The organism is Tunturiibacter empetritectus, from assembly GCF_013410875.1.
GTDB lineage: Bacteria > Acidobacteriota > Terriglobia > Terriglobales > Acidobacteriaceae > Edaphobacter > Edaphobacter empetritectus.
The window spans coordinates 290,819-312,917 of record NZ_JACCCU010000003.1; the positions used below are offsets into that span (position 1 = coordinate 290,819).

Here is a 22,099-nt window from a genome sequence, read left to right on the forward strand (position 1 = left end):
TGAAAGGTTACAGACAAATGCAGAATGCTAGAGATACGTTTTATGTCACGCTGCGTGACAGGCTGGCGGCGGTGAATCCAGCACGAACGATTGTGCTGCGCGGGGTGATACGGCCTGGCGTGCTGGTGGAGGAGAACGAGCTGGCTTCTGCGACTGTGCCGGTGAATGCGTTTTGCCTGCACTGGACGGCGCTTGGCGTGGACGCGCAGGGGGCACTACCGCTCGTCACGATGGCTTGCGAGATCAGCTATGCGACGGATGGCGACTCTGGTAACGGGGGGATGGATCGGGGGCGGTTGCTGTCGGCGATGGATGCGGAGCTAGTGGCGGCGGTGAGCGCGGCTCCACAGAGTGTGACGAAGAGGAACTATGTTGGCGCGGCGGCGGGGTCGGGGCTGGCTCCAGTGGCGATGGGGACGAATGTGTTCTGGGGTGATGCTGCGTTTGGGGCAGCAGTGGTGAACGGAGAGCGGCTGGAGCGGGTGGCTGCGGTCGAGGTGTTTTGTTACCAGGAAGCGGGTGAGCTGTGAGCACGACGGTTACTGCGGTTGGTCTGGTGGGAGCGGCGGCTCCGGTGACGCGGATGGTGAGGGCTTACTTTGCTCCGGTGAATCGGGCGGCGGGAGCACCCACGGTGTTCGATGCGGCGCAGAGTGGGGGTTTCGCGTTGAGCGCGCCGCCGGCTCCGTGGGTGGATCTGGGATGGTGTACGAAGTTTGCCAGGAAGAGCGAGACGAAGATTGGCGCACTGACGACGGGTGCTCCAGCGGTGGTGCAGAGCCAGGTGGTGACGCAGGTGGAGGCGACGGTGCAGCTCGAGTTTGAGAGCTGGGGGAAGCTGCAGCTGGCGCTGGCTGCAGGGTCGCAGCAGATGAACCTGTTGCAGACTGCAACTGGAGCCGCTGCGAATGGGAGTGGAGGCACGGCGGCACAGGCTGTTCCGCTGGCGGCTGGGAGTGGATCGACGGCGACTTCTTTGAATGTGGGGGCTGCAGCTGTGGCACAGTTTCAGGTTGGCCAGCTGGTGTCGGTGGATGAAGATTACGTGGCGCAGGTGGGGTTTGTGGGAAGCGGAGTAAGCGCGGCGTATGTGAGCTCGCCGGCTTCGGTGGGAGGCGACATCAACTACATTCGGCGGGTCTCGTTGAATGTGGGACGGGTGGTGTCGATTGCCAACGGAGCGTTGCAGCTGGGGGCACCGCTGCTGGCGGGGGCGCCGCCTTCCGGGATGCAGGTGAGCTCGCTGCTGGGGTTCGTTGATCGCGAGGGCGGCGGATTTTTTCAGGAGTGGTCGGGGCTGTTTGTGATGGACGGAGAGCAGGGAGACCGGGTGATCTATCACTATCCGCGGTTGCAGGCGATGCAGGGCTCGGCCGAGGTGGCGGAGCCTCTGGCGGGGCCGTTGGAGAAGGTGAAGCTGGCGGGAGCGTTTCGCGCACTACCGGTGAAGGACTATAACGACGGCGAGATGGTTTTGTGCTTCCGCAGTTATCTGCCGGGGGCGATGCGGGCGGTTTAGTTATTGGGATGTTTGCTGGGCGGAGAAGACATACCCAGAGGAGACCCGCGGCTAACGCCTTGGGGTTCCTAGAAGCAGCCGCACAGGCGATTGCTACTTCAAGGGCAAGGCGACGACAACGGACGCAGCAGCAGCAATGACAAAGGCGACAGCAACGGCAACCGACGCGGCGACGGCGATGGCGATGGCGATGGCCGTGCGAGTGGATAAGGAACGAGGAGAATGAAGATGCATTGGAAGCCTAAGGGATGGACGCTGATCGGGATGCTGCTGCTGGCAGCTCCGGGCGCGATGACAGTGATGAAGGTAGCCGCTGCCGCTCAGACGACGGCGCCGAGCGCAATTGCTACCACACAGGTTACAGATACGATCTACCGCGGCGATGGGACGCTGGCGAATGGGAGTGTGATTGTGAGCTGGCAGGCCTTTACGGCGGCGAGCGGGCAGGCTGTCCCGAGCGGTACCACTTCGGCTACGATCACGAACGGATCTTTAAGCCTTGCCCTGGTTCCGAATGCGGGATCGACTCCGATCGGGACTTACTATACGGCTGTGTATCACCTGGATGATGGGACGGTTAGCCGACAGTTCTGGGTGGTTCCTGCAAGCCAGTCTCCGGTGCAGGTGAGCACGATCGAGAGCACGGTGCTTCCTACGTCGGTGGCGATGCAGACGGTGAGCAAGAACTATGTGGACACGGCGATTGCGGCCGCAGTGTCGGGACATCCGCTGGACAGCACGAATCCTTTTGTCGAGAAGGCGGGGGATACGATGACTGGGCCGTTGGTGCTTCCGGGCGATCCTGTGACTTCAAACCAGGCCGCGGATAAGCACTATGTCGATGTGAATGTTGCGGGTGTTGCTGCGGGGCTGGGGCAGAAAGTTTCGACGATCCCCGCAGCGACCCAGGTTGTGGTTCAGCCGGTGGGGACGCAGCTGCAGGTGAATAACCTGAATGGCGATGAGTATGCGAGCCAATATGTAACCGGTTTTGGCGGCAACGGGATCGCAAATGCTGTGACGAGTCCTGATTGCGCGAACGGCTGCGAGGTGAAGGTCGAACGCAGCTATCCGGTGGGCGAGAACTATGGAGCGACCACATGGAATAGCGGCGCGGGGGGCACCCATGTGGAGGACGACAGGAGCGGACAGCGGCGCGATACCTACTTCAATCCGACAACTTCGGTGCCGGGCGGCGTAGATGCCGGGCAGGTCATCGATGTGACTTCGACTAGGAGTTCGCAGGCTGAGGTTGCGGCGGGAGGGTCGGAGGATCCGAACTCGTATGCGTTGTCGATCGTTCATCGTGGCCTGACAGGCGGATCGAATCTGTTTCCACAGGAGATCGGAAGTGTTCCCTACTTCAAGACGAATTACAACGCGGTAAACGTATTCGGCCAGTACAACACGATGGGTCAGCATGTTCTGGATTCTCAGGCAATCAACTGCTATGGGGTTGGCGATTGTCTGATGGGATCGCAGATCCTGATCTCTTCGGGGGGATTCCGCGATGAGGCAGATGAAGGCGCGCATCCATTCGATATTCAGATTCGGGAGGACTTCGAGGTCTTCCAGGGAGTCTGCAGCGCGGGGTGTTCTCCGGGATCTACGGTGGTAACGGTGGGTTCGATTCTGGCATCGGGGACGCAGGGTGAGGGGCGATATCTTATCAACAAGAATCCGGCGAAGACGATTACGAGTGGGTTGTTGATAGGCGGTACGGGCCAAGTCAACAGTGGGCCTGGCGCCAGCGCGACCTTTAGTGGGACGAACTTTCCGGTGAGCGTATTTCTGGCGACGGCACAGGTGATACCGTCTCAGGCGAACAACATCGCTCCGGGAGCAGTGACAGTAGCGGTTGCGACGACCGGGGTGACGGCGGGATTCGCGACGAGTACGGCCGCGATTCCGAGTCCGAGTGGAGTGGCCTGCCTTATGGACTCACCGGCCGTCAGTTCGACCACAGACTACGAGATGGCGAACTACTCTGTGGTGGATGGGACACACCTTCAGATGGCTTTGAATAAGCCACACTCTGCCGGGACCACGATTGCGTTTGGGGGGTTGTGCGGATATGGGCTGGAACAGACGGTGGATACGGTGGGGGCAATCCGGCAGGTGTTTCCTGTCCTTGGTTCTTACTCGACCACTGGACTTTACTATGCGGGCGGCCTGACTGCGCTTGTAGGCGTGCAGAAGAATACCAGCGCCTTTCTGAATGTGTCGCTACAGATTGCCGCGATTGCCAGGAGCAATGGTGTGGTTGCGGTTACGACGGCGGGTTTGTTGCCGGTGGATGTGAATGGATTGAGCATGACCATTTCGGGTGTGGCTGACCAGAGCTATAACGGCACCTTTGTTGTGACTACTACTGGGGCGAACACGTTGAAGTTCTCGGAGACGGGCGCAAACAGTACGAGCACCGGCGGTACTGTGTCGGAGCTTACGGGGGGATATGTTTTGTATCCCATGGCCGAGGTGTTGGGAGTCTTTAATACGGCGACGAAGAACGTGGATGGGCAACTGACGCTGGCGCCGAATACTGTTGCCTGGGCCGTGAACGATTCTGTGGAAGAGCCGCACTATTATCAGCAGCGAGTTGCGCAGGACACGGCTTTCATCGGACAGTCGATGCCTCGTCCTACGCTGGCGCAGACGGCAGGGGTGCAGTATGAAGGGAATGCAGGCCCCGGATTGACCGGTTGGACGGTCACGAATTCGGTACCCGCGTCAAACTATCTTGGCAATGGGGGAACCCATACGGCGCCGCGCTTTGCCTACCAGGAGCTGGGGATCTGGCAACGGACGATGGATGTGCAGGCAGGGGAGCAGAGTGTGTTCTCGGTTCACTGCAACTCTCATGGGTGTGGGAACTGGAACTCCGGCTACGATCTTTTTGAGTTGGACAGCAGTGCCGGGACGGATTCAGTCTCCTACCAGCCGACAACGAGTGCACTGCAGATCTTCCTTCGTGGGGCGAGTTATCAGTTCGCTCCGCAGGGATTTACGGCGGGGACGATCAATGCCGGAACAGTGAACGCAACGACTTTGAATGGCGCAGTGAGTGCGGCACAGCTCCCGTTGTTTGGGGCCTCGGGGACGACCCACTCTCCTGGTGCGGTTCCTGATCCTGGCGCGACAGCGGGGACGGTACGCTATCTGCGAGAGGATGGAACCTGGGCTGTGCCTGCGGGCGGATCGTCCAGCGGAGGTAGTACGGGTTCTGCGGCGGGGAGTTTCAGCGTGAATGCTGGGGGTGCGGCGTGTTCGAACGGGATTACATTGTGCGTGAACCCGGTGTCGAGTTTTACGGTGGATGGGAATGGAGCCGAGGTGTCGAACTCGATTGAGACTGCCGGCGGCAATATAAGGATGGCCGCAGCTTCGGGAGGGTCGTCGGGTTATAGCAACATTGCGCTGAATGGCAATAACACCGATGGCAGCCGCATTGGGCTGGTGGGCGGCGGGCCTTCTACGAACGACACAAACATGTATATTGATGTGCCTTCGGGGGGTAATTTCAAGTTTCGCATTGGGAGTATCTCAGCGACGTGCATGTTGGGCGCATCGGGACTGAGCTGCCCGAGCGGGGTGTTCACAGCTGCGAGCTATCACGAGTCATTGAGTACACCGGCGAGCTCGTCCGCGCCGTGTAGTGCGGGTGACTTTGCGGACGATTCGAACTTTCACTACGTTTGCACGGCTACGAATACCTGGAAACGCGTGGCGCTGAGCGCTTTCTAGCTCGGCTGACGGATGCGGGATGTGGTGAGAGAAGAACGGCGATGCGGCGCAATCGGCCGGCGAGGAGGGGGCGCTGCATCGTTTCAAGATGGATGAGGTTGGTGGAATGGGTGAAGCCCGGTGGGATGTGAAAGAGTTGCTGGCGCTGGGCAGTTTAATGGATACGAAACCAGCGGCTTTGTTAACGGTGGCTGAGGAGTGGTTAAGGGTTCGGGATCGTGAGGGTGTAGAGCGGCCGCTGCGGGCCAATGCGGTGCAGAGGGCGTTTGAACGGGAGTGCGGCAAGCAGAACATTGTGTTGAAGGCCAGGCAGATGGGGATGACGACCTGGGTGGCGGGACGATTTTTTCTGAAGACGATTACGGCTCGCGGCGTGATGACGGTGCAGGTGGCGCAGACGAGAGAGGCGGCAGAAGGAATCTTTCGGATTGTGCAGCGATTCTGGGAGTGTCTGCCGGAGGATCTGCGGGAGGGACCGCTGCGGCGGAGTAAGGCGAATGCGGGGCAGATGTGTTTTCCGGCGCTGGATAGCGAGTTTCGCGTGGTGAGCGCAGGAGATGAGAGTGCTGGGCGTGGGTTGACTGTGCAGTATCTGCACTGCAGTGAAGTGAGCCGGTGGCCGGGAGATGCGGGGGCTACGCTGGCGGGGCTTCGGGCGGCGCTTGCTCCTGGGGGCGAGATGATGATGGAGTCTACGCCGAATGGAGCTTATGGATGCTTCTATGAGGAGTGGGGACGGGCGGTGGAGCGGCGGGCCGGCGTCGAGCAGCGAGTCGGCGTAGACCAGCGAGTTGGCGAGTCAGCGGGTCAGCGGGATAGCGGTGTGGTTCGGCATTTCTTTCCGTGGTGGATGGAGGAGGCTTATGTTGCTGCTCCTGTCGATGCTTCTGTCGTTGCACTGCGGGAGGATGAGCTTCGGCTGGTGAGGGCGCATGGTTTGACGGGGCGGCAGATTGGTTTTCGCAGGGGGCTGGAGGCTAGTTATCGGGGGCTGCGGTCGCAGGAGTTCGCGGAGGATGCGGAGAGCTGCTTCAAGGCTACGGGCGAGTGCTGCTTTGAGATGGAGGCTGTGGAGGGACGGCTGGCTTCGGTGGGTGAGCCTTTGGAGATGCGGCGGGGTGGTGCGTTGCAGGTTTGGCTGCCTCCGATTGCCGGGAAGGAGTATGTGGTTGCGGTCGATACAGCCGGGGGTGGGGCGGATGGAGACTTTGCGGCGGTGCAGGTGATCGAGAGGGAGTCCGGGATGCAGTGCGCGGAGCTGCAGCAGAGGCTGGGGACGCTGGAGCTGGCGAGGGTCTCGGCGGAGCTGGCGAGGGAGTATGGCGGGGCGATGATTGCGGTGGAGAGGAATAATCATGGAGCTGGTGTGCTTGCTTATCTGGATAGTGTGGAACGGTATGCGCGTGTGTATGAGCAGGGGGGCGTTGCGGGCTGGTTGACGACGGCGGGGTCGAAGCCCGGGATGGTGAGTAGGATGGGGGCTTTGCTGGTGGAGTCGTCTGGGATGTTTTTTAGCCGGCGGTTGCTGGGGGAGTGCCGGAATTTCGTTGCTATGGCTGGGGGAAGAACGGGGGCGGTGAGTGGGGCGCATGATGATTGCTTGATGGCTATGGCGATTGGGCAGGCGGTGAGGGCTGAGTTGCTGGGGAAGATGTGATGTCCTGCCGGACGGGCCCACTGCGCGTGGGGCGGGCGTTCGCACGCCTTTTTAAAGCTTCGCCTGGTCCTCCCGTTGGTCGGAATCATCTTCGTTCGCGACCAACGGGAGCACCAACCGAAGGGGTATACAAGTCACGAAGTGACCGCCCTCCGCGCAGGAGGGCCGTCCGGCAGGACAGCCTCGGTTATTCTGTTGCTGGGGTGTTCGGCTTGGCGGTATTGGCAGTACAGGCGATTAGAAGGATGCGAGGCGGAGCGCAAAGCCAGTTAATGCTGGGGGCGGATGGCAAGCTTTGGGTGGTGAAGTTTCAAAATAATCCGCAGGATGTGCGGGTGCTGGCGAATGAGCTGATCGCAACACGGTTGGCCGCGGCAGTCGGGCTGACGGTGCCGGTGAGCGATGTGGTCGAGGTCACCGAGTGGCTGGTGTCGAATACGTTGGATATGTTTGTCGAGATGCCGAAGGGACTGCGGCAGAGATACGCGGCGGGGTTGCAGTTCGGATCGCAGTTTGTGGGTGGGTTGATGCCTGGACAAGTGGTGGACTATCTGCCGGAGCAGCAGCTGGATGAGGTGAGAAACCTGGGGGAGTTCGCCGGGATGTTATGCATCGATAAGTGGGCGGGGAACTGTAACGGGCGGCAGGCGGTGTTTGAGAGGAAGCCTCGGGAGAGGAAGTACCGGGCGACGTTTATCGATCAGGGATTTTGCTTCAATGCGGGAGATTGGACGTTTCCGGATTCGCCGCTGCGCGGGGTGTATCAAAGGAACCAGGTGTATGCCCGGGTGACGGGGTGGGAGAGCTTCGAGCCTTGGCTGAGCCAGGTGGAGGCGATGGAGGCGGGGACGCTGTGGGATATTGCAGAAGCGGTGCCGCCAGAGTGGTACGGCGGGGATACCGCGGTGATCGAGCGGCTGATGGAGCAGATGCTGAGGCGGCGGTCGCGGGTGAGAGAGTTGATCGGAGAGTTTCGGGATTCGAACAGAGAGCCGTTCCCAATGTGGGCGTCAGGTAAGAAAATTGTGGTGCCGAGGCAGTTTGCTGAGGTGGGTGGGGTGGGAAAATTTGTAATGTAGTTGGTGGTGTTGGGTAGCAGGTTTGGAGGTTGATGGCTGAGCGTGTCCAATGCGAGTTCTTCCTGATCCGGTATGTGCCGGATGTGGTGAAGGGCGAGTTTGCGAATATCGGCGTGCTGCTGCGGGAGGCGGGACGCGACGATAGTGCGGTGGTGCGCTTTACGCGGGACTGGGCGCGGGTGAAGTGCATGGATGCGGATGCGGATATCGCTTTGCTGGAAGCGCTGGAGGGGGAGATTGGAGATCGGCTGAAGACTGTGGGCAGGGATGCTCCGGGAATAAAGCCGGTGATGGAGATTCTCGAGGATACGCTGGCGAACTCGGTGCAGATGACCGAGGTGCGGGCTTGCCTGGCGGAGAGCCTGCCGGCGGAGATTGAGCAGTTGATGAAGATGTATGTGGAGCCGTTGAAGGTGAAGACGGAGCGGAAGCGGACGGGACGGGCGGCGATCGCGGGGGCGATGCGAACAGAGTTTGAGCGGGCTGGCGTTTGGGGGTTGATGCGGAAGAGAATTGCGGCTTCGCTTTATACGCGGGCGGGCGATCCGATGAAGATCGATTGCGGATACAGGGCTGGATCGAGAGAGGCAACTGCGGGTGGAGTCATTCGGATGTTTCAGGCGGTGTCGCTGGAGGGGGATGTGGAGGCGGCGAAGGGACTGGCTTATTCGGCTCCGCAGTTGGTGGAGGGCGTGCAGAGGGTGGAGAGGGCGAAGCTGGAGTTGACTGCGGTTGTGGAGCCGCTGCGGGCGGTGTCGGACACTGAGGACGAGGCGATGGAGCGGTATCGGTTTGGGGTGGAGGCGATGGAGCGGCAGGAGATTCGTGTGGTTACCCTGAGCGATCTGGCCCGGGTGGCGGCGACGGCTCGGGTGGAGTTGAGTGTTTGAGGGACAGCTTTAGCTAGAGGCTAAAAGCTAGCGACTGATTTAACGGTTAGGCATGGCCCAGGGGCTGTGCCTTTTTCTTTTGCAGCAGAGACGGAAAGAGAGGGTAGCGATGGGCGTTCGGACGATGGTGAAGGATGTTTGGCAGAGACTGGCGGGAGTTGAGGCGGCAGCGGGCGATGCGGGGATGGGCGCGAGGAAGACGGCTATGCTTCCGTCGATTCTGAGTCCCTACCGACCTGCGGGACGGCCGGGGCAGAACGCTTTGCCGAAGCCGACTGCGGCGAATCTGCGGAAGTTCGCCGAGACGCCGGTGGTGCGCCGGGCGATCAATGTAGTGAAGGACAAGATTGCGAGCATGGACTGGCAGGTGAAGGTGCGGCGCGGCTACTCGGGCTTGACGGTGGAAGATGCAGAGGCTCGCATGAAGGTTCTGCGGCAGTGCCTCGAAGAGCCGAATGCGTCGGATAGCTTTCGGGTACTTTGGGAGCAGGTGCTGGAGGATCTGCTGGTGGGCGGATTCGGCGCGGTGGAGATGGAGAGCACGGGAGATCCTGAGAGGCCGTTTCATCTTTGGCCGGTGGATGGCGCGACGATCCAGATCGATACGAAGTGGGATGGCGATCCGAACAAGCCTCGCTATGCGCAGGCTACGGGGCGGATGGGACAGGAGTCTCTGGTGCCTCTGCTCGATGACGAGCTGATGTATTTGAGGCTGAATCCTCGCAGCTACACGCCGTTTGGCCTGGGGAGGCTGGAGGTTGCGTTTGAGACGGTGAACCAGTTTCTGAGCGCGAGCCGGTATGCGGGGAAGCTGGCCAGCAACTCGGTGGCGCAGTATGCGATCTGGTTGAACGACGCCACTCCTGAGGAGCATGACCGGCTGATTCGGTGGTGGCAGGACGAGATTGAAGGCACGGGCCGGGTTCCGTTTTTGAGTTGTGAGCAGAAGCCGGAGGTGATTCAGTTTGCGGGCGGCACGGATGCGGATCTTCGGCTGCAGTGGCAGGAGACGCTGGTTCGCATGATCGCCAATGCGTTTGATCTGCCGCCGATGCTGCTTGGGGTGGCGAGCGATGTTAACAAATCGACTGCCGGGGAGATGGCGGACGAGGCGTTCCAGAGCGCGGTGGTTCCGGTGGCAAAGCTGCTCGCCGAGCATATTACGCGCGACTTATTCGCGAAGAAGCTGGGCTGGCGCGAGTCCGAGTTCTGCTTCAACGACCTGGAGAGCAGGGACGAGATGCAGGAGCTGCAGATTCAGACGACGCTGCTGCAGGCGGGCGTGTTGACGGTGGATGAGGTACGTGCGATGCGGGGGTTAGCTCCGCTAGAGGCGGCGGTGACACAGTGAAGGTGACGATCGATAATCTGGATGGCGCGGGTGCGGTGGACTGTAGCGCTGCTCTTTGTACTACCGGGCCGCTGAAGATTGCTCGCACGTTGAATGCTCCGTCGATATGCAGCGGCATGCTGGATGTGAGTGACGCTGGCCTGGCGGTGCCGGTACGGCGTGGGCGCGCTGTGGTTACGGCGGCAAACGGAACTGTTCTTTTTACGGGCTACATCGCAACGGACCCGGAGGCGGTGTATGCGGGGACGGGGGTTAAGGGTTCAGTATACCGATACGCCTTCAGCGCGGTCAGCGATGAGTGGCTGTTGGATAAGCAGTCCGTTCCGTTGAGTGGAGCGGGGCTGGCGCAGAGCGGTGGACAGCTGCTGACGACTCTTACGAACCGTGTGGATGCTGGGTTGTTTACGACAACGGGCGTGAGGAACGGGTTGCCCGTTGGAGTCTACGAACCTTTGCAGACGGAGAGCTGGTCTGCGAATGCGGGTGGCGTTGCAAGCGCGACCTATGCCGCGTATCGGGTTCTGAATGGCTCGATTGGACTGCAGCCGGCGGGGACGGTGACCCACGCTTTGAGCGATGGGGATGGCTCGCTCCAGGTGGCGACGCTGAAGACGACGGCGGTGAAGGAGCTTGCCAATGATGTTACGGTGAGTGGCGAGATTGAGCCGACGGCCTATGTCACCGAGACGTTTGCGGGGGATGGGACGACAACCGTATTTCAGCTTTCGGAAGATCCGTTTCGCCCAAAAAAGGCAGCGAACTCTGTGCAGTTTCTTACCGACAACTTCAACGAGGCAGTGCTCGACACACAGATCTGGCAGGTTGCGGATCCGGGGTCGCATCTTGGTCTAGGCGCATCCGGGCTGACGATGACCGGAGGAAACGGCTTCGACGGACAGACCACATTGACGGCGATCGATCAGGTGGAGATGGGCGGCTCGCTGGTGATTGAAGCGGGAAATCTGCAACTTGGAGGAGCAAGCGCAGGGGTGGTGTGCGGGTTGTACAAGGGAGCTGCCCAGAGCGCGAACTGCTTTGTGGGTTACAACGTGCGGCAAAGTGGCGGAAATACGGTCGCGGTTCCATTCGTGAATGGGGCCGAGGCAGGAACGGTTTTCACGATGCTGCAGGGGCATACCTATACGTTGCGCATTCGGTTGCACTGCGTGGAGATGCAGCGTGTGCTGCAAAACTACTATGCGATGGTGGATGGCGTGGTGGCGTCGTTCGGCGGGGGACTGGTATCGGCGCCGATGTCTGTGGTGTTTGAGCTGCAGGATCTTGGGGCAGCTTCGAATACTCCGGCGACGGTTCTGTATGACGGATCGGTGGTGACCTCGCCGGCCAACTGCACCTTTGCTGCGGTGAACAGCGTGCAGCTGATTGGGTCGATGGGTTACTGCAGGATCACGCAGACGGGCTCTGGCTGGGTGGTGAGTACGCTGCCGAGCGGCGTGAAGATGACGCGGCTGATCGGTGTTGCGGGCGAGGGAGTTGATTGCAAGATATCTGCAGCAGGAAAGGTTACATTCTTTGCCGGCCGGGTTCCTGTGGCCGGGGAACTTGTAACCGTCACGTACCGCGGGCGGCTGAGAGCTGTGGCGCGGCTTGCAGATGAGGCAAGCGTTGCCCAGGAGGCTGCCGGTGGCATGCCGGGAACGGCGCAGTGGCTGGGGAAGGTGGTAAAGCCGGCGGCACGGAGCTCGATGGATTGCGAGGGGGCAGCGATGGCAGTGCTGAGTTTTTCAGCCAGTCGTGCAGCGGCTGTCTCCGGGAGTTACGTGGCGGTGAATTCTCAGGATGTTTGGCCGGGAGATGTTCTCGCAATTACCAGCGCTGGACAGACGATGAGCGTGATGGTGCGAAAGGTTGAGATCGTGGATGGGATGGGGCGTCCCGAGATGCTCACTTATCGAATGGCGTTTGCGAATGACTGGGCTGAGGGCCTGGGGCTGACCTTGTCCGAGGCAATCGCTGTCGATGCGCTGCTGCCACAGAAGGCGTTGAGTTCGACGTTGCCGGTTGGCGGCAGCGTGCTGGCAAATCTGCAAGAGTTGCAGGTGGTGAGCGCAACAGGGACGGCTCTGCAAGTGGACTCCGGAACGGCTCCTCCAACCGGAGGAGGGTTCGAAGTGAGACGACGGGACGGAGATTTTGGGCCGGGAGTGGATCAGGATCTGGTGCTGAGGAGTCCGGTGCGGAGTTTTTCGATTCCTCGCGAGGGACAGGTGGAGCACTACTACGTGAGGATGTTCGATGGGTCGACGCCTCCGTTGTACTCGCGATTTTCGAGTGCGGTGTTTACGAATTTACCGGTAAGTGAGTGATGGGTGGAAGGAGGAGAAGGTGACAGAGTTCGAAGGGCAGGTACTAGCGGATTTGAGTGTGCTGAAGAACCAGATGGAACATCTGCTGGGGATAGGACAGCCGGGGAGATTGACCCAGCTTGAGGACAGGGTTGAACAGCATGAACGGAGCGTACAGCGCATCAAGGGGCTGCTGGGTGCAGGTGGAGCTGTGTTGGCGATGTTTCATATGGCGATTGACTACTTGAGGCGATAGGAGAAGTTATGGATTTTCTGAAGTTGTTTTTTCGATCGATTGCCTTGCTTCCAGGGGTGGTTCAAGGGACTGAGGCTTTGTTTGGGGCGAAGACCGGCGAGCAAAAGAAGGATGCGGCAGTGGAGATCGTCGGGACTGCTATCAACATTACCGATGCAGTGACGAAGAAGCACATCGTCGACGCGGACAAGTTCACCAAGGGGCTGAGTATGACGATTGACGGCGTGGTGATGTGCCTGAACGCGAGCCTGTGGGCAAATCGCTCGTAGTGCTGCCAGGGCGCGGCGTGCACTGGAAACCGTATAATCGGGCCATGGACGCCGAGCCGCTGGGCACTGTTTTGGTTGGGGTAGTGATGGGGAGCCGCAGTGATTATGCGGTGATGCGAGGCGCCGTGGAGGTGCTGAAGGAGTTTGGCGTTGCACATGAGGTGCGAGTGGTGTCGGCACATCGGACACCGGATCTTCTATTTGATTACGCTGAGTCGGCCATTGCGCGCGGGCTTCGGGTGATCATTGCTGGCGCAGGGGGTGCGGCACATCTGCCGGGGATGATCGCTGCGAAGACTGTGGTGCCCTTGCTTGGCGTGCCGATTCCGGCGACGGCGCTGCAAGGGATGGATTCGCTGTTGAGCATTGTGCAGATGCCAAAGGGGATTCCAGTGGGAACGCTGGCGATTGGAGCGGCCGGGGCTACGAACGCTGGATTGTTGGCTGTGGCAATATTGGCTACTACCGATGCGGCGCTGCAGAAGAAGCTGGTGGCCTGGCGCGCAGCACGGCGGGATGAGGTTCTTGCGCAGGTAGTCGGAGAAGATGAGGTTGGCGCGTGAACTCTGGTTCTTCGAATGCGATGCCGATTCTATCGGGTGCGACGATCGGAATCTTTGGTGGTGGGCAGCTGGGGCGGATGACGGCGATGGCGGCTCGCGAGATGGGGTATCGCATCCTTGTGCTTGATCCAGATCCGGCTTGTCCTGCACGGTTTGTGGTGGATGGATGCATTGAGGCGGGATGGGACGATTCGCGAGAGGCGGCGAATCTTGCGCGCGGATGCGAGGTGGTGACGCTGGAGATTGAGCAGATCTCGCCGGCGAGTATGGAAGCGGCATCAAGCTACGCGCCTGTGCGGCCGGGTGGTGCTATGCTCGCGGTGATTCAGGACAGGATCGAGCAAAAGGATTGGCTGCGGCGAAACGGATTTCCGGTTGGGGAGTATCGCGCGGTTCGGTCGCTGGATGAGTTGCGAGATGCGGTGACTGCACTTGGCGGTAGATGTTTTTGCAAGAGTGCGACTGGCGGATATGACGGGCGTGGTCAGGGTAAGGTTGGATTTGCTGCAGGTGCCTCTGTCGAAGATGAGGTGAGGGGTGCCTGGGAGGCGCTGGGCGAGCGGGCTGGCGTGGCCGAGAAGGCAGTCGATCTGGCGAAAGAGATCTCTGTACTGGTGGCGCGCGCGCCCAATGGCGAGGTGAAGGTTTATCCCGCGGCGCTGAATCACCATGAGGAACAGATTCTTGCCTGGAGTGTGATTCCTGCTCCACTCTCTTCGGAGATGGAGGAGAAAGCTCGAGAGATTGCGGAGGCAATTGCCGATACGTTTCAGCTTGAGGGAGTTCTCGCAGTTGAGATGTTTTGCACAACCGATGGAAATCTGCTGGTGAACGAGCTAGCTCCGCGACCTCATAACAGCTATCACGCGAGTGTCCGAGCGTGTGTGACGGGACAGTTCGAGCAGTTGGTGCGGGCCGTGTGTGATCTGCCGCTCGGTGATGTTGGTGTTGTGCAACCTGCTGCCATTGCGAATCTGCTCGGGGATTTGTGGCTGAAGGATGGGCAGGCTGTCGAACCCAGGTTCGATGCGGCACTGGCTGTGCCCGGGGTTCGGCTGCATTTGTATGAAAAGCATAAGCCGCGTAAAGGGCGGAAGATGGGGCATCTGTCGGCGGTTGGTGCAACGGCAGATGAGGCGGTTGAGCTGGTGTTGAGAGCGAAGGAGCTACTCTAGTGGATGAAGATTTTAGCTTTCTGGAAGATTATCGGCATAGAGTTGTTGTGTGGAGAGGTACGCTGCTGTTTCCGGCAGATGTTGCTGTAGAAGCTGTAGGCGAATTTAAGCACAGGGACATTCGGCTGCTGGGGATAGAAGTTTTCGGCTCTGGGGAAGACGATGAATACGAGCGCCTATATGAAGCTTGCCTGGATTTTTCGCAGAAAAAATATTGGGATTATAGTGCTGACGAGCTGTGCGAGATCGCAGTAGAACATATTCAGTCAAAGAATGAGTTTTTATTTGAATTCATCGAGCCTTGAGCGCATTTCAAATTAAGGCAAAGCAGCGGCAGATCTACAGATCTGCCGCTGCTTTGCCTTTGGCTGCTATTTGAAACTAGCCGATGTCTTCGGACCAGTTCTCCAAGTATGCCTTGAAGTCGGACATGAACTTGCCGGCGTCTGCACCGTCTACGATGCGGTGGTCGAAGCCAAGGGTAAAGCGTTGGATAGAACGGATCGCGATGGAGTCATTGCCGTCTTTGTCGGTGATGACTTCGGCTTCCTTGTTGAGGCCGCCGATACCGAGGATCGCGCTCTGCGGTTGGTTGATGATAGGTGTGCCGAACTGCTCGCCGAAGATGCCGGAGTTGGTGAGCGTGAAGGTGCCACCGGAGATCTCGTCGGGTGCGAGTTTCTTGTTGCGCGCGCGATCGGCTACGTCGACGATGCCGCGTGCGATGCCGAGGAAGTTCTTCTCTTCGGTCTGCTTCAGAACGGGAACGATGAGGCCCCAGTCGAGCGCGACGGCGATTCCGATGTTGATGTTCTTGTTGTAGCGGATCGCTTCGCCTTCAATTGAGCCATTGACGATAGGGTGTTTGCGAAGTGCGACGATCGCGGCGCGGGTGATGAAGGGCATGTACGTGAGCTTGACGCCGTTACGCTGCTCGTACTTTGACTTCTCTTTCTCGCGGAGCTTGACGATGCGCGTCATGTCCACCTTGAAGACGGTGTGGACGTGCGGGCTGGTGCGTTTGGACTCGACCATGCGCTGCGCGATGATGGAGCGCATCTTGGTCATCGGAACGAGCTCGCCGGGTTGCGGCTGAGGGGCAACTGGCTTGGCAGCAGCTGGCGCAGGCGCGGAGGGCGTGGGAGAAACGGACGTGGCGGAGACAGGCTTTGGACCCTGCTCCAAGTGGCTGACGATGTCGGTCTTGGTGATGCGGCCCGAGGCTCCAGTGCCAGGAACCTGCGAGAGATCGACGTTGTTGTCTTTTGCGATCTTGCGGACCAGCGGTGAAGAACGAACGTGTTCCCCTGCAGAGGCGGAAGATACTGTTGAGACCGCAGGGGCCGAAGCGGCCGCGGATGGAGCAGGAGCAGAAGCGGCCGTAGCGGACGATTTTGCAGCGCCGCCGATAACCGCGACGACCGTGTTAATCGTGACGGTAGCGCCCTCCTGAGCCTTGATCTCGGAGAGGGTACCGGCTACGGGCGATGGGATCTCTGCATCAACTTTGTCGGTCGAAATCTCGAAGATAGGCTCGTCGCGCTGGACGGTATCGCCCACCTTCTTAAGCCACTTGGTAATCGTCCCCTCGGTAATGGACTCGCCCATCTGAGGCATCAGGACTTCGGTTCCCGGACCTGCGGTGGCACTGGACGGGGCTGGTGGATTGCCCTGAACTGCGGGAGGCGCATCGACCGCGGCCGGGGTGACGGTGTCCGCTGCTGGAGCGGCTGCGGTTTCAACCTTTGCGGGTGCGGCGGCAGGCGCGGAGGACGAGCCTGCTTCGTCGATGCTGCAGACGACGGTATTGATCTGGACCGTAGTCCCTTCGGAGATTTTGATCTCCTTCAGAGTGCCGGCCGCGGGCGACGGAATCTCCGCGTCAACCTTGTCAGTCGAGATCTCAAAGAGGGGTTCGTCCCGCTGAATGGCGTCACCCGGTTTCTTAAGCCATTTTGTGATGGTGCCTTCGGTGATGGATTCGCCCATCTGGGGCATAACTACGTCAGTCGGCATGTATCTCTCTTCTCCCCTAACTTCAGGTGCGGCTTTGAGGTGCGGTAATACAGGTGCGAGCGGCAAAACCGCCCAGTATCAGCCCGGTCCGCAGTCGGGCGTGCGCAAGTGGGATTATACGGCTGCTGGGTGAAACCTGGCTGCGCGGTGCGGTTAGCGAACAGTGGCCGTCTTACGGGATCTCGCGTTTCATACATGCGTGGCAAGGAGTTGATCGACCGATTCACACCATAGCATCTGCCGCTCGAAGACTCGACCGAAGTTTTTGGCGGCGGAGTTGAGAGCAGACTCCATCGTCGGCTGGCGGTTGGGGTCGGCCTCCAATTCGAGGCTCGTTACCTCTCTGTCGGTGATGCCACAAGGGATGATCCAGTCAAAGTCTCTTAGGTCCGTGGTTACGTTGAGCGCGAAGCCATGTGAGGTGACGCCTTGAGAGACGTGGACGCCAATCGCCGCGATTTTTTTCTCGCGGATACTTCCCCCTGCCATGGTCCAAACCCCAGTGAGCTTGCAGATGCGCTGGGTCATCACGCCGAAGTCGCCGCAGGTACGGATTAAGGCCTCTTCAAGCAAACGAACGTAGTCGACCGGGCCCAGATGTGGTCCTTTTTTGACGGGCAGGTCGCCGCGCAGGTCGATGATGGGGTAGCCAACCAGCTGGCCCGGGCCGTGATACGTCACGTCGCCGCCGCGGTTGATCTCATGTAGCTCCACTCCCCGTTGGGCCAGTTGTTCGTCGCTCGCGAGAACGTTGGAGCGATGCGCGTTCCGGCCAAGCGTCAGGACGGGCGGATGCTCCAGCATAAGAAGCGTGTCGCCTATCAGATTCTGCTTTCGCGCGGCGATGACCTGTTGCTGGATGGCGAGCGCTTCGTTGTATGGGACACGACCGAGATTGAGGAGATTGATATGCATGAGCTTTTGTGGCTCCGGCAATTGAAGAAAACAGCCGAGCCAAAGTGGTCCGGCTGCAGTCTTAACCTTGACACGGACTAGACGTTGACCGCCATGCCCTCAACGCTTGAGAAGCCGTCGAGGAGCGCCTCGGCGACCGTCGGATGCGCGTGGATGGTGAACATCATCTCTTCGAGCGTCGCCTCGAGTTCAATTGCAGTCACGGCTTCCGCGATGATCTCCGTCGCAGTAGTACCGATGATGTGTACGCCTAGAATCTCGCCGTGCTTCGCATCCGAGATGACCTTGACGAAGCCATCGTGTGCGTCGAGGATCGTAGCCTTCGAGTTGCCGACGAACGGGAATTTGCCGACTTTGACTTGGAAGCCCTTCTCCTTCGCCTGCGCCTCGGTAAGACCGACACTGGCAATCTGCGGATCGCAGTAGGTGCAGCCCGGAATGCGCGTGCGGTTCACAGGCTTCGCAAATTTGCCCGCAATTCGAGCCGCAACCACGAGACCCGCCATGCTGCCGACGTGCGCCAACTGCGGCAAGCCCGCGACGATATCACCGATTGCGTAGACGCCCGGCTCTGTCGTCTCCATCCATTCATTCGTAACAATGAAGCCGCGATCTGGAGTGATCTTCACCTTATCGAGACCGACATCGTAGGTGCGTGGTGCGCGACCGACTGCTACCAGTACCTTCTCTGCTTGCTTGGTCTCGCCGGTGCCATCGGCTTTTGTAAAGTGAACGACTACTCCGTCTTTATTCTTTTCGAACTTGTCGACCTTCGCTCCGAGGTGCACGTCGATTCCACGCTTTTTGAAGAGGCGCAGAAGCTCTTTGCTAACGTCCTCATCCTCCGCGGGCACCATGCGCGGCAACGCTTCGAGGATCGTCACCTCCGCTCCGAAGCTCTTGAAGACTGAAGCAAACTCGACGCCAACTGCGCCGGATCCCACGACCACCAGCGACTTGGGGGCGTCGTCGATTTTCAGAATCTCGTAGTTGGTCAGGATAGTCGTATCCGGCGTGTAACCCGGCAGCATGCGCGCGTCGGAACCCGTCGCGAGCACCACCTTCTTGGCCTTAATCGTGTCGGTTTTGCCATCGGCAGTCTTCACTTCGATGGTGTGAACGCCATCCTTCGCCGGACCAGTCAAACGACCGTAGCCCTTAATGGCGTTGATCTTGTTCTTCTTCATCAGGAAGTCGAGACCTTTGACGTGACGCGAGATCACATCGTCCTTGCGCGCCAGAACGCCCTTCCAGTTCAGCTTGGGTGGCGTCACTTCGATGCCATACCGGTCGGCGTGCTTCAGGTGATCCCACAGCTCCGCAGAGAAGAGCATCGACTTGGTGGGAATGCAGCCCCAGAGCAGACACGTTCCGCCCAGCCGGTCATTCGCATCGATCAGCGCCGCCTTTAGACCGTACTGCGACGCGCGAATCGCGCAAGTATATCCAGCGGGTCCACCGCCGAGCACTACAAGATCAAAGATTGTATCTGCCAAAGGAACACTCCATAGGATGTTGGGAACTCAAACACCTCAATTTTACGCTCAAGCGATGACCTACCGACAGAAGGCCGCGATCGCACCTTTCGCGAAGAGGACTGTTGATCGTCATGAACAGACGAAGACACGTCCTGAATAAATGTCACCGACAGGTAACGAAGGAGTGAACCAGGGCGAAATTTCGGCGAAAAAGCTTGACACAGGCTTGATAATCGAAATCAGGGAGAATGTTCGATGGTAAGTAATGTAGCCCGGTTGACGAGCGCACTGCGCAGCAGCGTCTTTGAGGAAGATGAAGCTGATTTGTCTCCTTCCCCGGAGACCGCGCTTACCGAAAAGATTGACGCGGTTCGGCGCGATCTTGCCGAAACCGGGGTAGCCCTCTTCACGGATGACCGTGGCCACCGCTTTCGCCTCGTCCGCAAGCCCGCCTAGACCATGAGTGCGCTGGTCGCGGGATTTCTGCTGATCGGCTACCTGCTTGCGCCGGGCGTGATCTACCGCCTGTTCTTCTCCGCCTACATTCCTGCAAGAAGATACCAACGCACTCGAACCGAAGAGGTTGTCTTTTCCCTGCTCGTGACGATGGTGCCCTTTGTTCTCTCGTGGATCCTGCTGGTCCATACACCCTTAGGCAAGTTGCCTACACTAGCGATCGGGCCTCCCAAGGCCGAGGCGTATCGCATCGTCTTTCGTTCGCTTCTGCCTGGTCCTGAACTTACCCCGTCAAATCCTCTTATCGCAAAAGTCCATCTGGCGGACGCTTACCTGCGTGCGTTTCTGGAGCAGGGACGTTTTCTCTTGTTGCTATGGCTCTTCTGCGCGCTCGAGGGATGGGCGTCCGGGCTGATCGTCTCGCGCTACGGCGACTACAGTACCAACCAGCGGATGCACCAGTTGTTGAAGCGCTTTTGCGACGACTTTCTGCTTACCTATGTCTCGGAATGGGAGCTGTTGTTCACCACGCGTTCCCTGTCGCGAAGCCAGCAGGACTTCGACGTAGAGATCGACGCCCTTGCAGCGGGTATTCTCTATCGCGGGAAACTCGTCGACTGGTTTCTCGATCAAGATGGGAAGCTGGAGGGTATCTTTTTGGAACGTGCCGCGCGCTATCAGCAGGCAGAGCTCGAACGCGATCGAGAGCGCGGCGCAGAAAGGGCCCGCGAGAGTTACTGGCGCACGATTCCGGGAGCGAAGCTCTACCTCGTTGCAAGTACCATCGCGAACTACAACATTCGCTACGTCCCGCCAATGCAGCAGGACTCTACACTCGCTCAGCTGCGCGCCCGCTTCGGTGAGGAGGCGATCATCACCCCGCTGCCTCCTGACAACTTCGACGATCCCATCAACTCGCCTTAGCTTGACAGGATTATCCTGACGAATCGCTTGTTACGCAAGCACCTTTGCCGCATCCTTCGCAAAGTACGTCACAATAAAGTCCGCTCCAGCCCGTCGGATCGACAACAAGGACTCCATCATCGTCCGCTCAGGCTCAAGCCAGCCGCGCTGAAACGCCGCCTGTAGCATCGAGTACTCCCCCGACACCTGGTAGGCGCCCATCGGCAGATCATATCGTTCCCGCGCCGCACGAATCACGTCCAGATACGGCATCGCAGGCTTCATCAACAACATATCCGCGCCCTCTGCGATGTCCTGATCGATCTCGCGCATTGCCTCACGTAGATTTGCGCCATCCATCTGGTAGCTGCGACGATCACCAAACTGCGGAGCCGAATCAGCCGCCTCTCGGAATGGTCCATAGAAAGCCGATGCGAACTTCGACGCATAGCTCATCACCGGAATCTGTTCGTGGCCGCCCGCGTCGAGCGCCTCTCGAATCGCCTCAACCCGACCATCCATCATGTCTGATGGAGCAACAATATCAGCGCCTGCCTTGGCCAGAGAGGCAGCCGTCTTTGCAATCAGAGCTACACTCGAGTCGTTCTGAATCTCGTAGTGATCACCATCCCGCGTCACAACACCGCAGTGGCCATGCAAGGTGTACTCGCACAAACAGACATCGGCGATTGTGACCAGCGAATCAAGCGCTCTGTTCTTCTTCAACGTTCGTAACGCCTTCTGCACGATGCCGTCCTCTGCCCAGGCGCCGGAAGCGTCTTCGTCTTTCTCGGATGGCAGACCGAACAACAGCAACCCTCCCAACCCAAGCGAGGCACAGGCCTCAGCTTCCTTCACGGCTTCATCGATCGACAGATTGAAGACCCCGGGCATCGAGCTGATCTCTTTGCGTATTCCTTCGCCGGGACAGACAAACAGCGGGTAGATCAGAGCACCGGGATGGAGATGAGTCTCGCGAACCAGAGACCGCATAGCCTCGGTTCTGCGTAGACGGCGCAGACGTGTAGCTGGAAAGTTCATGTGTCCAGTTTACGTCCAGCCTTCAGCTTCGGTCTGCGACTGCGTCGTACTCGAGCCCCGAGGCCCCTGGAGCCAGCACCCAAAGCGTATAGATCCCCAGCGCTGTGCCGAAGAGTGGCTTCAGCAGAGTCAAGATTCCGACGACGATGGCGAGCGTTCTTCCCCACGGTCGACGCGTCAACAGGCTATAGCCAACAAACACCGCAAGCGCCGCCATAACCACCGTATAAGCAGCGATCAGGGGGAGGAGCGCACCAACCCAGGCTGGGCCATGCGTTCCAAAAAAGTGGTCGTTGAGCGGCCAGTCGAACCCGCCGAAGTTGCGGAACGCAAATGCCCGCAGGAAGAACATCCCAATCAACCCGCCGATAATCCGATACGCTCCAAAGACACACCAAAGCACTCCAAGTGTCTGCAAGTTCCGCTGTACTCGGGGAGCCGCCATAGGGACCGGCGCCAGTGGATAAGCAGCATACATTGG

At 59.4% G+C, this 22,099-nt stretch carries 20 protein-coding genes; 15 read left to right on the forward strand and 5 right to left on the reverse strand.

The features are described from left to right. Window positions 1-17 precede the first annotated feature (17 nt). From HDF08_RS19075 to HDF08_RS19135, 13 genes are all read left to right on the forward strand, one after another. Window positions 18-530 carry a hypothetical protein gene (locus HDF08_RS19075; RefSeq protein WP_179640260.1) on the forward strand — a complete coding sequence of 171 codons (513 nt, stop codon included), beginning with the start codon at window positions 18-20 and terminating at the stop codon, window positions 528-530. Further along, window positions 527-1,519: a hypothetical protein gene (locus HDF08_RS19080; RefSeq protein WP_373563235.1), complete on the forward strand. Its 993-nt coding sequence runs from the start codon at window positions 527-529 to the stop codon at window positions 1,517-1,519. Before HDF08_RS19075 ends, HDF08_RS19080 begins: the two co-directional genes overlap by 4 nt. A 228-nt stretch (window positions 1,520-1,747) precedes the next feature. Beyond that, window positions 1,748-5,263: a zinc-binding metallopeptidase family protein gene (locus HDF08_RS19085; protein WP_179640261.1), complete on the forward strand. Its 3,516-nt coding sequence runs from the start codon at window positions 1,748-1,750 to the stop codon at window positions 5,261-5,263. A 106-nt stretch (window positions 5,264-5,369) separates the two neighbouring features. Beyond that, window positions 5,370-6,920 (forward strand): terminase large subunit, encoded by a 1,551-nt coding sequence (locus tag HDF08_RS19090; protein WP_179640262.1) that lies wholly within the window; start codon window positions 5,370-5,372, stop codon window positions 6,918-6,920. 245 nt (window positions 6,921-7,165) lie between these two features. After that, window positions 7,166-7,999 carry a HipA family kinase gene (locus HDF08_RS19095; RefSeq protein WP_257031278.1) on the forward strand — a complete coding sequence of 278 codons (834 nt, stop codon included), beginning with the start codon at window positions 7,166-7,168 and terminating at the stop codon, window positions 7,997-7,999. A gap of 32 nt (window positions 8,000-8,031) precedes the next feature. Then, window positions 8,032-8,889, forward strand: a complete 858-nt coding sequence (locus HDF08_RS19100) for a DUF3037 domain-containing protein (RefSeq protein ID WP_179640264.1) — start codon at window positions 8,032-8,034, stop codon at window positions 8,887-8,889. A 109-nt stretch (window positions 8,890-8,998) separates the two neighbouring features. Next, the gene (locus HDF08_RS19105) at window positions 8,999-10,240 is read left to right on the forward strand and encodes a phage portal protein (protein ID WP_179640265.1); all 1,242 of its coding nucleotides are present in this window, start codon (window positions 8,999-9,001) and stop codon (window positions 10,238-10,240) included. Beyond that, window positions 10,237-12,567: a hypothetical protein gene (locus HDF08_RS19110; protein ID WP_179640266.1), complete on the forward strand. Its 2,331-nt coding sequence runs from the start codon at window positions 10,237-10,239 to the stop codon at window positions 12,565-12,567. Before HDF08_RS19105 ends, HDF08_RS19110 begins: the two co-directional genes overlap by 4 nt. A gap of 19 nt (window positions 12,568-12,586) precedes the next feature. Beyond that, window positions 12,587-12,802, forward strand: coding sequence for a hypothetical protein (locus tag HDF08_RS19115; RefSeq protein ID WP_179640267.1), 216 nt, complete (start codon window positions 12,587-12,589; stop codon window positions 12,800-12,802). A gap of 8 nt (window positions 12,803-12,810) precedes the next feature. Next, the gene (locus HDF08_RS19120; RefSeq protein WP_179640268.1) at window positions 12,811-13,071 is read left to right on the forward strand and encodes a hypothetical protein; all 261 of its coding nucleotides are present in this window, start codon (window positions 12,811-12,813) and stop codon (window positions 13,069-13,071) included. Between the two features lie 86 nt (window positions 13,072-13,157). Next, entirely contained in the window at window positions 13,158-13,634 is a 477-nt protein-coding gene (gene purE / locus HDF08_RS19125; protein ID WP_433985310.1) for a 5-(carboxyamino)imidazole ribonucleotide mutase, read from the forward strand. Then, a complete protein-coding gene (gene purK, locus HDF08_RS19130) occupies window positions 13,631-14,809 on the forward strand; it encodes a 5-(carboxyamino)imidazole ribonucleotide synthase (protein WP_373563236.1) in 1,179 nt (392 codons plus the stop codon). Before purE ends, purK begins: the two co-directional genes overlap by 4 nt. After that, the gene (locus HDF08_RS19135; protein WP_179640270.1) at window positions 14,809-15,114 is read left to right on the forward strand and encodes a hypothetical protein; all 306 of its coding nucleotides are present in this window, start codon (window positions 14,809-14,811) and stop codon (window positions 15,112-15,114) included. Before purK ends, HDF08_RS19135 begins: the two co-directional genes overlap by 1 nt. A gap of 76 nt (window positions 15,115-15,190) precedes the next feature. Here the strand turns inward: HDF08_RS19135 and HDF08_RS19140 are convergent, their stop codons facing one another. From HDF08_RS19140 to lpdA, 3 genes are all read right to left on the reverse strand, one after another. Then, window positions 15,191-16,825, reverse strand: a complete 1,635-nt coding sequence (locus tag HDF08_RS19140) for a 2-oxo acid dehydrogenase subunit E2 (protein ID WP_179640271.1) — start codon at window positions 16,823-16,825, stop codon at window positions 15,191-15,193. 189 nt (window positions 16,826-17,014) lie between these two features. Continuing rightward, a complete protein-coding gene (gene lipB, locus HDF08_RS19145) occupies window positions 17,015-17,740 on the reverse strand; it encodes a lipoyl(octanoyl) transferase LipB (RefSeq protein WP_179640272.1) in 726 nt (241 codons plus the stop codon). A 77-nt stretch (window positions 17,741-17,817) separates the two neighbouring features. Then, complete coding sequence (gene lpdA, locus HDF08_RS19150) at window positions 17,818-19,236, reverse strand: dihydrolipoyl dehydrogenase (RefSeq protein ID WP_179640273.1); 1,419 nt, start codon at window positions 19,234-19,236, stop codon at window positions 17,818-17,820. Window positions 19,237-19,473: 237 nt separating this feature from the next. Between lpdA and HDF08_RS19155 the strand changes: the two genes are divergently transcribed. Continuing rightward, a complete protein-coding gene (locus tag HDF08_RS19155) occupies window positions 19,474-19,674 on the forward strand; it encodes a hypothetical protein (protein WP_179640274.1) in 201 nt (66 codons plus the stop codon). 3 nt (window positions 19,675-19,677) lie between these two features. Beyond that, complete coding sequence (locus tag HDF08_RS19160; protein WP_179640275.1) at window positions 19,678-20,598, forward strand: hypothetical protein; 921 nt, start codon at window positions 19,678-19,680, stop codon at window positions 20,596-20,598. A 30-nt stretch (window positions 20,599-20,628) separates the two neighbouring features. On the opposite strand, the gene hemB is transcribed toward HDF08_RS19160, so the two are convergent. Further along, complete coding sequence (gene hemB / locus HDF08_RS19165) at window positions 20,629-21,618, reverse strand: porphobilinogen synthase (protein ID WP_179640276.1); 990 nt, start codon at window positions 21,616-21,618, stop codon at window positions 20,629-20,631. Between the two features lie 22 nt (window positions 21,619-21,640). Further along, window positions 21,641-22,063 (reverse strand): hypothetical protein, encoded by a 423-nt coding sequence (locus HDF08_RS19170; protein WP_179640277.1) that lies wholly within the window; start codon window positions 22,061-22,063, stop codon window positions 21,641-21,643. Window positions 22,064-22,099: the final 36 nt, after the last annotated feature.

Bases quoted from the DNA above. Each gene is read 5' to 3' on its own strand.
- HDF08_RS19100 (WP_179640264.1), top strand. From the start codon at position 8,032: ATGGCTGAGCGTGTCCAATGCGAGTTCTTCCTGATCCGGTATGTGCCG.
- HDF08_RS19075 (WP_179640260.1), top strand. From the start codon at position 18: ATGCAGAATGCTAGAGATACGTTTTATGTCACGCTGCGTGACAGGCTG.
- HDF08_RS19085 (WP_179640261.1), top strand. From the start codon at position 1,748: ATGCATTGGAAGCCTAAGGGATGGACGCTGATCGGGATGCTGCTGCTG.
- HDF08_RS19155 (WP_179640274.1), top strand. From the start codon at position 19,474: ATGGTAAGTAATGTAGCCCGGTTGACGAGCGCACTGCGCAGCAGCGTC.
- HDF08_RS19095 (WP_257031278.1), top strand. From the start codon at position 7,166: ATGCGAGGCGGAGCGCAAAGCCAGTTAATGCTGGGGGCGGATGGCAAG.
- HDF08_RS19090 (WP_179640262.1), top strand. From the start codon at position 5,370: ATGGGTGAAGCCCGGTGGGATGTGAAAGAGTTGCTGGCGCTGGGCAGT.
- HDF08_RS19120 (WP_179640268.1), top strand. From the start codon at position 12,811: ATGGATTTTCTGAAGTTGTTTTTTCGATCGATTGCCTTGCTTCCAGGG.
- lipB (WP_179640272.1), bottom strand. From the start codon at position 17,740: ATGCATATCAATCTCCTCAATCTCGGTCGTGTCCCATACAACGAAGCG.
- HDF08_RS19160 (WP_179640275.1), top strand. From the start codon at position 19,678: ATGAGTGCGCTGGTCGCGGGATTTCTGCTGATCGGCTACCTGCTTGCG.
- HDF08_RS19105 (WP_179640265.1), top strand. From the start codon at position 8,999: ATGGGCGTTCGGACGATGGTGAAGGATGTTTGGCAGAGACTGGCGGGA.
- HDF08_RS19140 (WP_179640271.1), bottom strand. From the start codon at position 16,825: ATGCCGACTGACGTAGTTATGCCCCAGATGGGCGAATCCATCACCGAA.
- hemB (WP_179640276.1), bottom strand. From the start codon at position 21,618: ATGAACTTTCCAGCTACACGTCTGCGCCGTCTACGCAGAACCGAGGCT.
- purE (WP_433985310.1), top strand. From the start codon at position 13,158: ATGGGGAGCCGCAGTGATTATGCGGTGATGCGAGGCGCCGTGGAGGTG.
- HDF08_RS19170 (WP_179640277.1), bottom strand. From the start codon at position 22,063: ATGGCGGCTCCCCGAGTACAGCGGAACTTGCAGACACTTGGAGTGCTT.